The organism is Desulfosporosinus burensis (assembly GCF_054657535.1).
Genome location: NZ_BAAHYN010000021.1, coordinates 45,566 through 58,201, shown reverse-complemented (window position 1 = coordinate 58,201; position 12,636 = coordinate 45,566). Strand labels below are relative to the sequence as shown.

14 protein-coding genes are annotated in these 12,636 nt (G+C 42.7%); 3 read left to right on the top strand and 11 right to left on the bottom strand.

The genetic code is table 11. The features are described from left to right. Window positions 1-46 precede the first annotated feature (46 nt). The 4 genes from amrS to ACYQ3Q_RS26010 form a co-directional block, all read right to left on the bottom strand. Complete coding sequence (gene amrS / locus ACYQ3Q_RS26025) at window positions 47-1,087, bottom strand: AmmeMemoRadiSam system radical SAM enzyme (RefSeq protein WP_459931325.1); 1,041 nt, start codon at window positions 1,085-1,087, stop codon at window positions 47-49. Next, window positions 1,080-2,348: an AmmeMemoRadiSam system protein A gene (amrA, locus tag ACYQ3Q_RS26020; protein WP_459931352.1), complete on the bottom strand. Its 1,269-nt coding sequence runs from the start codon at window positions 2,346-2,348 to the stop codon at window positions 1,080-1,082. The genes amrS and amrA overlap by 8 nt, the downstream gene beginning before the upstream one ends. 450 nt (window positions 2,349-2,798) lie before the next feature. Next, window positions 2,799-4,181, bottom strand: a complete 1,383-nt coding sequence (locus ACYQ3Q_RS26015; RefSeq protein ID WP_459931324.1) for a tryptophanase — start codon at window positions 4,179-4,181, stop codon at window positions 2,799-2,801. Window positions 4,182-4,447: 266 nt separating this feature from the next. Beyond that, the gene (locus ACYQ3Q_RS26010) at window positions 4,448-6,049 is read right to left on the bottom strand and encodes a sigma 54-interacting transcriptional regulator (RefSeq protein ID WP_459931351.1); all 1,602 of its coding nucleotides are present in this window, start codon (window positions 6,047-6,049) and stop codon (window positions 4,448-4,450) included. 238 nt (window positions 6,050-6,287) lie between these two features. Between ACYQ3Q_RS26010 and ACYQ3Q_RS26005 the strand changes: the two genes are divergently transcribed. Then, window positions 6,288-6,668 carry a RidA family protein gene (locus tag ACYQ3Q_RS26005; RefSeq protein WP_459931323.1) on the top strand — a complete coding sequence of 127 codons (381 nt, stop codon included), beginning with the start codon at window positions 6,288-6,290 and terminating at the stop codon, window positions 6,666-6,668. A 93-nt stretch (window positions 6,669-6,761) separates the two neighbouring features. Here ACYQ3Q_RS26005 and ACYQ3Q_RS26000 read toward each other — a convergent pair whose 3' ends face one another. Further along, window positions 6,762-7,799 (bottom strand): PTS sugar transporter subunit IIC, encoded by a 1,038-nt coding sequence (locus ACYQ3Q_RS26000; RefSeq protein WP_459931322.1) that lies wholly within the window; start codon window positions 7,797-7,799, stop codon window positions 6,762-6,764. 323 nt (window positions 7,800-8,122) lie between these two features. Between ACYQ3Q_RS26000 and ACYQ3Q_RS25995 the strand changes: the two genes are divergently transcribed. Continuing rightward, a complete protein-coding gene (locus ACYQ3Q_RS25995) occupies window positions 8,123-8,629 on the top strand; it encodes a hypothetical protein (RefSeq protein ID WP_459931321.1) in 507 nt (168 codons plus the stop codon). A gap of 85 nt (window positions 8,630-8,714) precedes the next feature. Here the strand turns inward: ACYQ3Q_RS25995 and ACYQ3Q_RS25990 are convergent, their stop codons facing one another. Together ACYQ3Q_RS25990 and ACYQ3Q_RS25985 are read right to left on the bottom strand one after the other, a co-directional pair. Further along, window positions 8,715-9,149, bottom strand: a complete 435-nt coding sequence (locus ACYQ3Q_RS25990; protein WP_459931320.1) for a universal stress protein — start codon at window positions 9,147-9,149, stop codon at window positions 8,715-8,717. A gap of 131 nt (window positions 9,150-9,280) precedes the next feature. Then, a complete protein-coding gene (locus ACYQ3Q_RS25985; protein ID WP_459931319.1) occupies window positions 9,281-9,709 on the bottom strand; it encodes a universal stress protein in 429 nt (142 codons plus the stop codon). A gap of 339 nt (window positions 9,710-10,048) precedes the next feature. Here ACYQ3Q_RS25985 and ACYQ3Q_RS25980 point away from each other — a divergent pair, with 339 nt between their 5' ends. Continuing rightward, window positions 10,049-10,312 (top strand): hypothetical protein, encoded by a 264-nt coding sequence (locus ACYQ3Q_RS25980; protein WP_459931318.1) that lies wholly within the window; start codon window positions 10,049-10,051, stop codon window positions 10,310-10,312. 222 nt (window positions 10,313-10,534) lie between these two features. On the opposite strand, the gene ACYQ3Q_RS25975 is transcribed toward ACYQ3Q_RS25980, so the two are convergent. From ACYQ3Q_RS25975 to ACYQ3Q_RS25960, 4 genes are all read right to left on the bottom strand, one after another. After that, window positions 10,535-10,963 carry a universal stress protein gene (locus ACYQ3Q_RS25975; protein WP_459931317.1) on the bottom strand — a complete coding sequence of 143 codons (429 nt, stop codon included), beginning with the start codon at window positions 10,961-10,963 and terminating at the stop codon, window positions 10,535-10,537. A gap of 209 nt (window positions 10,964-11,172) precedes the next feature. Further along, window positions 11,173-11,418, bottom strand: coding sequence for a thioredoxin family protein (locus ACYQ3Q_RS25970; protein WP_459931316.1), 246 nt, complete (start codon window positions 11,416-11,418; stop codon window positions 11,173-11,175). Window positions 11,419-11,476: 58 nt separating this feature from the next. Then, window positions 11,477-11,809 carry an ArsR/SmtB family transcription factor gene (locus ACYQ3Q_RS25965; RefSeq protein ID WP_459931315.1) on the bottom strand — a complete coding sequence of 111 codons (333 nt, stop codon included), beginning with the start codon at window positions 11,807-11,809 and terminating at the stop codon, window positions 11,477-11,479. Window positions 11,810-11,889: 80 nt separating this feature from the next. Then, window positions 11,890-12,363, bottom strand: a complete 474-nt coding sequence (locus ACYQ3Q_RS25960) for a (2Fe-2S)-binding protein (protein ID WP_459931314.1) — start codon at window positions 12,361-12,363, stop codon at window positions 11,890-11,892. Between the last annotated feature and the right edge of the window lie 273 nt (window positions 12,364-12,636).

Below are 12,636 nucleotides of genomic sequence, written 5' to 3'. Positions count from 1 at the left end.
CTTTACGTTGGGTTATTAATTATAAATTTTAGGAAACTGCAATTCATCATATCATACCAACCCCGAAAATAGCAGCACGACATTTCGGACAAGACCCTTGGTCCATCAGTCGATTAACCAAGACAGGTTCACGTTGAATTACCGCTTCGCCGCACTGGGGACAAAACGTCGTGCTTCCACCTCTGACATTGCCTAGATACACATAGGGAAGATACTCTTTGGCTATATCCCATGCTCGTTCCAAGGTCTTTCGCTCTGTAGGCGGGACCGCGAGTCGATAAGCGGGATGGTAGGCACTCAAATGCCACGCCAGTGGAACATTGAGCTCGCGTAGCCATCTTGCCAATTCGGTAAGCTCCTGTGGATCATCATTAGCCCCTTGAATGACAAGAGTTGTCAGTTCCAAATGAACCCGCCCAGCCAAACGCTCGACATTGTCTAAAACCCAAGCCAGTTTGCCTCCACAATAGTGTTGATAAAACTCCTCCGTGAATGCTTTAATATCAATATTGACGGCATCCAGCCATGGAATCAATTCCTCGAGAAAGCGTGGCGAAATCGTTCCGTTACTCACTAATACGACCTGCCCCCCTTGAGCTCGCACGAGGGGAGCGGTATCCCTGATCATCTCAAACCACACGCTCGGCTCCGAATAGGTAAAACAGAGCCCTATCGACTTCCGCTCCTGCCCGGCAAGGTCCGCAAGCTCAGCAGGAGTGACTTTTCTCCCAACTTGATGTTGCTGAGATATCTCGTGATTCTGACAAAACGAACAGCTTAAGTTACAGCCAAAACCCCCGACGGAGAAAATCCAAGAACCGGGATGAAAATGGTAAAGGGGCTTCTTCTCAATCGGATCTATATTCCAGGCTGCCACTTCACCATAGGTTTTAGATACGACCTCTCCCGCGCGGTTTTCTCGGGCATGACACCGTCCCGACTGCCCATGACTTAATTGACAACGCTGTGGACACAACAAACAACTCGCACGGTAGGAATCTTTATTCTCATAAGTCGTGTTACTTATCTTTTTGGGGTTACTGTTACTTAACTTGTTTAGATTATCTACATCATTTGTATTACTCATAATGTCGTTTAACCTCAAAGCGCCAAAGGTCCACTGGGTCTCCCACTGAAATCCCCGCTTTTTGTTTAGCAATACTGATTTGGTCTGAAACCGTATCGACTCCTTCCAAATGGGGGAGTAAAAGTCCGCTTTTCCCACGTTGGCGAACCACGACTCCATACCTCCAAGGATCCAACTCTTCCGGTCCTGCAATTTTCTCAAGTTCACCTAAGACATCCACAGTAAAGTTCAGGGAGTCCAATTCATCTATTTGAACGGGCCTAAAACGCGGATCTTGGGTTCCGGCAGCAATCGCATTATGTTGAATTTCCAACGCTAGGTTTTCCTGCCAAGGCTCGGTTGTTCCAATACATCCGCGCAGTTGGCCGTTATGTTTTAGCGTTACAAAACATCCCCTCTTCACAGCAAACTCAGATGAGGATATGTCGGGTAAATCCGACGTAACCAGATCATTCTTCTGTAAATAGCCCTTAAGACAATGTCGTGCCCACTGCGGCAAGGGTGAGGAATGATACAGATCTGCCACTAGATATCCCACTCCAAACGGTCCTTCGTAGGACAGTACTTCAGGTGCTCCTTCTTTAGCAGCCAACCCCAAGCGAAGACTCCGATACCCACATTCGCCTGCTTTTTCGACAAGGTCAGCCGGTAAATCGGCAATCTTTTTCGCATCCCCCTGAAGCGCTTTGAATATAAATTGGTCAAACTCCGGCCCAGCCGAATCGAAGCCGTACGGCCCGTCCTCTTTCAAACGATGGGAGAGATCCCCACTAGCCACCAGGGCATAGCGTCCAGGTAAGTCTTCAAGGATTTTTCCCATACGTGCACCATACTCTTCCGGCCGCTCCAGGGGCATTCCCACCAGAACAACCTTACCGTTCCACCCTGACTTTTGTAAAAAATAAAGCGGTACAAATGCGCCATGATCCATCGCTCCCCGCATCGGGACCACCCTCGATAGATTTTCTGTAAATTGCGTAATAATCCTAGGGTCACTCGCAAACGACAAGCCTACTTGTCCGGCCCCAAACTGAGTAAAATTCCCTTGAACAGAATCATTTACGGCGAGAGTGATCCCGTCTTTAATCAGCGGTGCATGCGGAGAAATCAGAACCACCGTCTCAACTTCTGCCTGAGCAAGACGCCGTGCTATCTCATAATAAGCATCCAAACTCGCTTGGCACTTGCGTTCTTCTCCCTTCCCAACCTCTGGGACGAGAAGTGGCGGATGCGGAACAAATACCGTATAGACCAAACCCATATACCAGCACTCTCCTTTAACATCATAAATATTATTGCTTTGCCCTGACCTTTTCATTAAATGCTTGCTAACACGTCTTTCTTGTTTGCCTGATTATTTTTATTCCTTCTTCCAATAGATAGGATTCTCCTTTAATATCCATAAAATACTAGTGTGTCACAGGCGTGTCAAGGGCGGGCGTGTCAAGGGGACGGTCCTTTTAACACAAAATTAAGCATGTGTCGAAGTGTGTCGAAGGGACGGTCCTTTTAACACAAATTTAAGCAGAACCTGAAATAAGAATTCATTTCATTCGTCAGTGGTGCCGTATAGCGGCATGGAGGTCCGATATATCAAAAAAGACCGGTTAAAGAATTAACTCAGTTAATCCTTAACCAGCCTTTATCGAAAAACGATAACACTACTATCACGAATCTGCTTCTAAGTTGCTATTACTAACCGCGATCAAAATTAACCTTCAATGGGTCTAAGGTTACATAGGAAGTGACGAAGCACTTTGGGCTCATAGGTAAATTCCAAACCTTTGATTTGGTCCCGACGTTCCCAAATTGCTGCGAGAGCATCCACTACTACATCCATATGACGATCCGTATAGACACGACGCGGAATGGTTAAACGCATGAAATCCACGCCTGCTTTCTTTTGAATCCCGGTCTCCGGGTCACGGCCCAATAATAGTGAACCTACTTCGACCGGACGGACACCCGCCTCCAGATATAATTCATTACTAAGGGCTTGCGCCGGGAATTGTTCGGCAGGAATATGAGGAAGGAACTTTCCAGCATCCACGAAAACAGCATGCCCACCGACAGGCCACTGGATGGGAATACCACGCTTCCGAAGTTCTTCTCCGAGATATTCCACCTGTCCAATTCTACTTTCGAGATAGTCGAAGTCCAGACCTTCATAGAGTCCAACCGCTAAGCATTCCATATCACGGCCAGAGAGCCCGCCGTAAGTTACGAAGCCTTCCATAGGCACACAGCTCGTACAGGCATTTTGATACAATTCTTTTTCATTCTTAATCCCGATCAGCCCGCCCATATTGACAATGGCGTCTTTCTTAGCACTCATCGTGAAGTAGTCACCCATATCATACATTTCTCTAACAATCTCTTGAATGCTCTTATTTTCATACCCTGGTTCACGCTTTTTTATAAAATAAGCATTCTCAGCAAAACGAGCGGAGTCAATGTCGATCTTCAAGGAATATTTGTCCGCGATTTTCCGAACCCCGCGGAAATTCTCCATAGAAACCGGTTGTCCTCCCGAGGAATTACAGGTAATTGTGACGATAATGAAGGCGATGTTTTCAGGGCCTTTTTCAACGATGAACTTCTCAAGATTTTCTAGATCGAAGTTGCCCTTAAAGGGATGCTCCTTTTGCGTATCGAAGGCATCTTCAATAACCATGTTTACTGCGACCATGCCATTCATTTCGATATGAGCCATGGTTGTATCAAAGTGCATATTGCCAAGGACAAATTGTCCGTTGTGTTTTTTCAAATGGGGAAAGAGGACTTGCTCTGCTCCACGTCCTTGGTGAGTCGGAATAACATAGTCATACCCAAAGATCCCTTTCACAGCATCCTTCACTTTTAAAAAAGACTTGCTTCCAGCATAGGACTCATCTCCGAGCATCAAGGCTGACCACTGTTTATCACTCATAGCGCCAGTTCCGCTATCTGTGAGCAGATCAATGTAAACGTCTTCTGCTTTTAAAAGAAAGGGATTGTACCCCGCTTCTTGAAGTTTTATCAAACGCTCTTCACGAGAAATCATACGCATGGATTCCACCATTTTAATGCGATATGGTTCTGCTTTTCTAGCCATTTTAGTTTCCTCCCTTTATCTACGTTATTTTTATTAGATGAGATATTAAAGTCCAAATCATATAGAATGCAAAATGTGTGCCATTGGCAGATGAAATAGAAATTATTCAAAATGCTCTTCTAGGTATTAGAATGCCCTTACCTGGCCACTTTTACATATAGGGTTTTTAAACTCATTTCAAAGTTTATTAATCAGTTGATAAGAAATAGTGACAAGTATTCTTATCAGTGATAAAAATACTTGTCACTCTCGAATTCATTATTTTACTAGTCAATCCCATAAGTCTTCATCTTATTTAAGATTGTTGTATTGGAAACTCCGAGTATCCTTCCAGCTTTTCTAGAAGACGAATGAGTGTCCAAAACCCGTATGAGAACTTGCTTCTCAACGTCGCCCACAATTTTTTTCAAGGTCGGCCATTCGTTATTTATCGGAATCTTTATTTGAAAGTCTTCCTCTTCAGTTTTTAAAAGTTGTTGGGTAGAAGCTAAATCTGCCCACTCATAGAAAAGACGAGGCGTAATTTCAGCGGAATCCATGACATTGATAATTCGTTCCAGCGTGTTTTCAAGCTGTCGAACATTTCCTGGCCAAGTTTGAACCATCAACCAGTCCATGCTCTCTTTAGTTATATGGATCTCAGGTTTCTCTAACTTCTCAGAAATCTTGCGTATCAAGTATTGAGCGACCAAAGGAATATCCTCAGGACGTTCGCGAAGGGGAGGAATCCGCAAGGGGATAACATTTAAGCGATAATATAGGTCTTCCCGAAATTCTCCCCTTTGGATCATTTCTTCCAGATTACGATGTGTCGCAGCAACAATGCGAACATCTACCGAAACTTCCTTGGTTCCTCCAACCCGGCGAATCGTGCCCTCTTGCAAAACCCGCAGCAACCTTACCTGAACCTGGGCTGCAATTTCCCCAATTTCATCTAAAAAGATGGTTCCATGTTCTGCTTGTTCAAAAAGCCCCTTCCTTCCCCCTTTCGCGGCCCCTGTGAACGAACCTTCTTCATAGCCAAAGAGTTCGCTTTCCAGCAAGCTATCCGGTAAGGCCGCACAATTAATAGCAATAAAGGGAGCTTGATTACGCAAACTTTCCATATGAATCGCTCGAGCAAACAACTCTTTTCCTGTTCCACTTTCCCCTCGCAATAAGACTGTTGAGTTTCCTTTAGCCACCATTTTAGCGGTTTCAATAACATGGCGCATCTTGGCACTCTGATAAATAATGCCCTCGAAGGACAGTAAGTGTTTTTGTCTGTCTACTTTTGAAATAATCTCTTCTACTTGACGGAAATCTTTCATGGTGGCAACCGCTCCAATGATCTGCCCTTTGGCATTGAGCACTGGAACACCTGTCGTCAAAAAATGAATCACTCGATTTCCCTTTTTAAATTCTCGTTCCTCGAGCTGATAAGATCGTCCTGTCTTAAGGGTTTCTAGAATGGGAGCGTTCTCTTGAAACAGATCCTCAGCATCTGATCCGATTACATCTTCAGCTGAACAGTGAAATATTTTACAGGCCACTTCATTAATTTGAATAATTTCTCCCTCTTTATTAACGGCCACAATCCCTTCGCTGACAGAGTTCAAAATAGTTCTTAACTCATGTTCTCGCTCTTCGTACGGCATCTGATCACGCAAGTTTACAAAGAGAACCCCTTTAACCGTTTCTAAATCTCTTATTAAGCTTTGAACCTGCTCATCAGAAGTACCACGGAATTTAATAAACATGCCCTGATCTGGAATGACTTCCATCCCAATCTTGTCAACCCCAGTTCTTTCGCAGCTCGCAAAGATCTCCATTCCCAAACCCAAGCGGTCTTCGAAATCAATCTGAATTACACGTTCCAGAAATTCCATCATGGTTACCTCCCTTATTGAACTGTTCAAATGGATGTCGAAATAAATTCTGGCAACGAATTATATCATAAGCAAAGTTCAACCCTCAATGAATTGATAAAATCCGTCCAATCAGTACAAAATAATCTCGCAGCCTTAAATTTTAATATCTTGATTGGTTTATTCCTACAAAATCAGGTATACTTTTAAATAGTTGTGTCATGCGTCAATCCGTGACAATTTCAAGGAGGTAGATCACATGAATAAACAAACAATCAATACCCAAAATGCACCCGCAGCCATTGGCCCTTATTCTCAAGGGGTTAAAGTAGGAAACTTAATTTTCACATCCGGACAGCTCCCTATCAACACGCAAAGTGGAGAATTGGTCGCTGATATTGAAGGAGCGACCAAACAATCCTTAGATAATGTCAAAGCAATCCTAGAAGCCTCAGGCTCTTCCATGGACGACGTCGTAAAAACCGTGGTTTTTCTGAAAGACATGAATGATTTCGCTGCGATGAATGCCGTTTATGCCACCTATTTTCCGAATACCCCCCCGGCTCGTTCAGCTGTTCAAGTTGCACGTTTACCTAAGGATGCTATTGTGGAAATCGAAGCGATCGCTCTCGCTAAATAAATCTTATGGAAAAGGACCCTTAAAATCTAAAGGTTTTAAGGGTCCTTTTGCGTTCTATTTTTTACCATTATCGGAGGTTGTTTGGCAATAGAACTAAATATCTAACTTCATATCCCCAAACTTAATCCAACCCTTTTTCCTCATGAACTCCGAAATAGCCAAAGTCAGAACCGCGGGTAAAACGAAATGTAATAATCCAATTTTGATTAAGACACTAGTACTCATACCCATAGCTGCGATTGTCCCAAACTGTCCTACTAACCCTGAGGTACCCATGCCAGCACCAGCTGGGATGTTAGACATCGGCAATATAGTTGTAGCTAAGGGGCCTAAAATTGCGCTGGCTAATATGGCAGGCACCCATATCAACGGATTTCTAACAATATTAGGTACTTGGAGCATGGAGGTTCCTAACCCTTGGGAAACTAAACCTCCCCATCCATTCTCACGATAACTTGCTACTGCAAACCCAACCATCTGTGTAGCACAACCAACTGTTGCCGCTCCCGCAGCGGGACCTCCTAATACAAGCATCATAGCCAAAGCAGCACTACTAATTGGCAAGGTTAATACTACGCCCATCAGCACAGAAACCAAAACACCCATCGGAATTGGGGCGAGTTCTGTCGCCATCATTATGACTGATCCCAGCCATTTCATAAATTCTGCTAAGGGTGGTCCAATAAAGGTTCCAGCAGCGACACCCACCAAGATGGTAACAGCAGGAGTTACAATAATATCCACTTTTGTCTCTTTGGAAACCAATTTTCCAAATTCAGCCCCCATGACGGCTGCCACGAAGGCACCGACGGGTCCTCCAACAGCAGCCCCTGCCATACCAGTAATAGTAGAAGCAAACAATACAAGCGGAGGAGCTCCTAAGCCAAAGGCTACAGCTACACCGATGGCTGGCCCCATCATTCCCATAGCCTGTTTACCAAAATCAATAAGAAATTGTAATCCAGTTTGCTCTCCAATTACTTTAAGAATAAGTCCTACGATAAGACTGGAGAATAATCCCAAAGCCATCGCACCTAAAGCATCAATACCATATCTTTTGACAGAAAATATTATGTTTTTTCGTTTTAAAAAGCTTAATTTCTTTTCCTGATCTTCTTGATTTTCAGCCATGTTTTCCGCCTCCTGAATTTTGCTTAATAGCACAAGACTTACTCCATAATTGTTCCAAGTAAAAATCATTTTTTTCGAACATAGATTATATCTTTTCGAGGTCTTGCGGATTTACTCCTTTATTATTGGTTACAGCTTAATAATTTTTTGAAGATCTTCAATATGGAACACCCACTTATCGAAGCGGATGTCTTAAACGTGGATTATCTGATTTAAAACATCTACGCCTGTAGTATTAACTCAACATGGAACATTAATCCATTTATATCATATTATGTATTATTACTAAGGTGTCTTCAGATTTATAAAAAGGGGGCTTGCCCATGAAATCGTTGATGGGGCAACGGAGTTATTCTCCGAATCAACAGAACAAGTTCTCCCCAATTCAGCGACAGGGTACTAACCCTGTTCCGCGGCAGGGACTAGGACCATCATCTATTAAACAGCAAATTTCTACACCGCCTCCTCAAGCAACTCCCCCCAAAGTTCAATCTATAATCCAACCGGTAACCCAGCCCACTTCTGTTCAGAAGCAACTTAATTCTTTAGCGCAAGCCTCTTCCACTGCACCAGAATCTTCCGACCTCTGGCAACAGCAAGTTGGAATCCTTATAAAAAAATATGGACCTTCTCTAATGAGACAATTTGGGCCTCCTCTAGCTCGCAAAATAGGGCTTCCCATCGCCCAGCACATTGGCCCTCCCTTGGCACAAAAAGTAGGAATTCCCCTTGCTCGGCGTGTTGGCCTTCCACTTCTACGCAAAGTATTTCTCCCCCTCGCAAAGCGAGCAGGGTTTGCGCTCATTCGACGGATAGGGCTACCGTTTTAACCTATACCTCCAAACAATACACTGATTAAAAGGCTGTTGACCTTAATGCCAACAGCCTTTTAATCAGTGTATAACATTTGCTTTATTATTTCACGATGAGAACAGGACACGCTGCTTTTCGGAGAACGCGCTGGCTCACACTACCTAATGCTGCTCCATGGATTGGCCCGTAACCATGACTCCCCATAACCACTAAGTCTATATTCTCATTGAGAATTTCTTCTAAAATAACACTCGATGGGTGTTGTCCCTGTATCATTCTTTCCTTTAAGGGGACACCTTTAACATCGATTCCTTTGATAGTTGCTTCTAACGTAAGCTTTCCTGCCTTTTCAATTTGGTTCGGCGTAATTTCTTGCATGAGATAAGCCATATTATAGCCCCAATAAGCTTCTGGAGTATAGGTGACAAATAGAAGTTCAATTTCGGACTGTAATTCTCGGGCAAGATCTAAAGCAGTTTGCAACGCTCTACGTGAATACTCAGAAGCATCTGTGGGCACTAATATCTTTTTGAACATGCCTCAACCTCCTTCAATTCTTCAAACTCTTTCTAACTCATTTGTCTTGAATTGAAGATACCATTTTAGCAAGAATCAATCAATATTACCCACCAATTGTTATAATCAATTTTAACTATGGTCGTTCGTGATTACTTTACGATTAGAACAGGGCATTCTGCTCGTTGAAGAACGCGCTGGCTCACACTGCCTAACACCGAACCGGCAATTGGACCGTAACCATGGCTCCCCATGACCACTAAATCTATGCTCTCTTGCTCAACTTCTTCGAGAATCATAGTCGCCGGATATCCCTCAACTACTTTTTTCTTCAAAGTGACATTCCCCACATCGATACCTTCAAGCGTTGCTTCTAAGGCGAGCTTCCCTGCATCTTCAATTTGTTCTGGCGGAACTAAAACACTATAAGCTACATTATAACCCCAGTAAGCTTCTCGAATGTACATAACGAACAAAAGCTCGATTTCCCCACCAAATTTTCCAGCAAGTTCTAATGCAGTTATTAACGCTCGACGAGAATACTCCGAAGCATCGGTTGCCACTAATATCTTTTTAAACACAACTAGTGCTACCTCCTAAATCTTTTTAACCCTAACCTACTGATGATAATTCTTCATCCTATTATTTGAATCCTGCTTTACTTATAAAAATTCTTCTCAACGCTTAATAACTATGATTTTTTTATCTACCATCCCTGAGTTCTAAGCCCAGGTCAATATTTCCATTGTCTAGTATGAGTATATTAAAGGATGGAAACTCTTTACACGGAACATTTGTTCTGGTAAAGTAATTCTTGTGATACTAATCTTATTATCCCTTGTGGAGACATTTTCTACGCACTTACGTCAGTCAAACATTTGTACCCGCTTGTCTAGATTCTATAAAGGTGAGTGATACGTATGAAAATATTAATGCAACCGATCGAAATGATTGCTTGGTTCACACAAGAGGGAACCCCCAATCCGATTCGCTATAAGCTAACTTCCGCTGACGCCGCGAGCATCGTGGTCAAAGTTGACCGAGTGGTAACCCGCTCCGAAGAGAAAATTGCCGGTAATCGCATGATTCTTTTTCGTTGTCAAAGTGAAATGAACGGACTCTTAAAACTGTATGAACTCAAATATGAGTTGAACACCTGTAAATGGTTTCTGTATAAAGCTTAATGAAAACTCTGCCCTGAATTATAATGATCCTGCTCTACGATAAGCCGGTCAGTCCGAATCCCTAGAGAAAGAGAGCTCGCCTTACTAAAAGTATTAGTGGTTCGTAAAATAATAGCTTTTGAAAATAGTAGCCATTTAAAAGGAAAAGGGCTGTTAACGAGGTTTAATCGTCAACAGCTCTTCAATATTGGGTAGCGCTCATTTATCATTGCTGACAAGAATTTACTTTACGATTAGAACAGGGCAGGTTGATTTTCGGAGAACGCGCTGACTCACACTGCCCAACACTGTTCCAGCAATCGGACCGTATCCATGACTCCCCATGACAACTAAGTCAATATTCTCATTGCCGATTTCTTCTAAAATCACGCTCGACGGATGTCCAGGGATTTTCTTCTTCTTCAAGGGAACGTCACCCACATCAATTCCTTCAAGGGTGGCCATTAACGTCTGCTCCGCTGTCTCTTCGATTTGTTCTTTAGATACTTCGATAGTATAAGCTGGATTATAGCCCCAGTACGCTTCTGGGGTGTAGGTGACGAATAGAAGAACCACTTCCCCTTGGAATTTCCTAGCAAGTTCCAAGGCAGCTATTAAAGACCGACGCGAAAATTCTGAGGCATCTGTTGGAACCATTATTCTTTTATACACATAACTCCCCCTCATTTATTATCATTGCATATTATTGTAAGATTGTATTCCACGTTAAACATATTAATCCTGCTTAGTTTTTTAATATTGCAACTATTTTTAATAGAAGGTAGAAGAAGTTACAATTATCATTCTCAAGACCCTACAACCATGGAATTCTTCAAAAAAGCTCCCACAACACTGAGCTACAGTGGAGTGGGAACTTTTCATTAGGCATCCATCTCTTTTTTTAGAATTTCAATAATCCGTGCTTTATTCGGAACCTTCCCAGTCAGCTTAACTACGCCGTTAATCACGAGAGCAGGTGTACTCATAACCCCATAAGACATAATCTTATGCATGTCCTCGACCTTTTCAACTTGAGCTACAATCCCTAGTTCCGCAATCCCCTCTTTAGTCACCTTTTCTAGCTTCGTGCAGTTCGTACAACCTGAACCTAAAATTTTAATCTCCAACTTCCTCAATCCCTTTCAAAGTAATTTTCAACTTTCGCAGAAGTACATTTCCAGCTTCTTAGCGTTCGGCCAGATGCCTCATCAAAGCTTCCCCTTCTCTGAATTGTTGAGCAAGGATTTCCTGAACTTTGTCTAGAATTATCAATACTTCTGGGTATTTAATACGGTACATTACTTTCAAACCCACTTTTGTCGATACAATAATCTGTTGTTTGCGCAATATGCTTAAGTGTTGGGACAAATTCGACTGTTCTATGCCCAAATCATCAATCAGCTCACAGACACAGACTTCGTCGTTTCGTTTTGCCAATTGCTCAAGGATCCGTACTCGAGTAGGGTGCGCTAGGGCTTTAAAAAAATCACTTTTCATGGATATTATTTGTTCTTTCACGTAGAACCCTCCCGAATCTTTTTCCTATTCTTAATTAATAATATTATAATATATATTTTAATGCAAATCCAATATTTAAACTATAAAGGATTCCTTGAATTTCTCATACTTAAACCTTTGGCAATCACCGATTGCACCACGGCACTACATCAGCCACCCGCCGGGTTCTTGGTTAAGCATTCACGCCCTACACTGGCCCCTGTGTGCCTTTTAATATCCTCCAATGTTGAACAACACTGCGACTCCGCTATGTGGTAAAGGATTTCCTCTTCTGTAACGCTGGCACAATAGCAAATAGGAATTGGAGGAACAATATTTTTCTTAAACCAAATCTTTGATTTTAAGTGTTCCCAGTCAATATCTGTCTGTCCCCTGTAAAATAACCGACCTATGCATTCTGAGGTTCTGCACAGGAAAAACTGTTCTCCCAATAGCGCAATATTGTCCTTTAGTTGATGTTCCACTGTAGTCTTTGTTACCTTGTGACCAATCTCCCCGCATAAGGGACAAGCTTCAGTACCATTAACTTTTGGTTTAAATTTTAGTTCTAACACAATCCCTGCTCCCCCTTATTTTTTGCTGATCGTAACTTAATTAGTTCGCCTGAAGTTCGTTGTCACGTTGCATATCCTATTCTTCCGTGTCACTATTGTATGGCAAAACTTAGTAAGATACAAAACTAAAAAGTGCTAACATCACGTACATAAATCGCATTGATCCAATCGTGAGACTCCCACTTCTACAAGTGAGAGTGGTATCCCGTACTCTGCTTCGGTGGGGGTAGACTCCCCTACCGAAGTCTCGATGTTCAACTTTAGGGAACGAGT

What these genes read in the sequence shown, in the direction of transcription:
- amrS (WP_459931325.1), bottom strand. Translation starts at nt 1,087, where the DNA reads ATGAGTAATACAAATGATGTAGATAATCTAAACAAGTTAAGTAACAGT.
- amrA (WP_459931352.1), bottom strand. Translation starts at nt 2,348, where the DNA reads ATGGGTTTGGTCTATACGGTATTTGTTCCGCATCCGCCACTTCTCGTC.
- ACYQ3Q_RS26015 (WP_459931324.1), bottom strand. Translation starts at nt 4,181, where the DNA reads ATGGCTAGAAAAGCAGAACCATATCGCATTAAAATGGTGGAATCCATG.
- ACYQ3Q_RS26010 (WP_459931351.1), bottom strand. Translation starts at nt 6,049, where the DNA reads ATGGAATTTCTGGAACGTGTAATTCAGATTGATTTCGAAGACCGCTTG.
- ACYQ3Q_RS26005 (WP_459931323.1), top strand. Translation starts at nt 6,288, where the DNA reads ATGAATAAACAAACAATCAATACCCAAAATGCACCCGCAGCCATTGGC.
- ACYQ3Q_RS26000 (WP_459931322.1), bottom strand. Translation starts at nt 7,799, where the DNA reads ATGGCTGAAAATCAAGAAGATCAGGAAAAGAAATTAAGCTTTTTAAAA.
- ACYQ3Q_RS25995 (WP_459931321.1), top strand. Translation starts at nt 8,123, where the DNA reads ATGAAATCGTTGATGGGGCAACGGAGTTATTCTCCGAATCAACAGAAC.
- ACYQ3Q_RS25990 (WP_459931320.1), bottom strand. Translation starts at nt 9,149, where the DNA reads ATGTTCAAAAAGATATTAGTGCCCACAGATGCTTCTGAGTATTCACGT.
- ACYQ3Q_RS25980 (WP_459931318.1), top strand. Translation starts at nt 10,049, where the DNA reads ATGAAAATATTAATGCAACCGATCGAAATGATTGCTTGGTTCACACAA.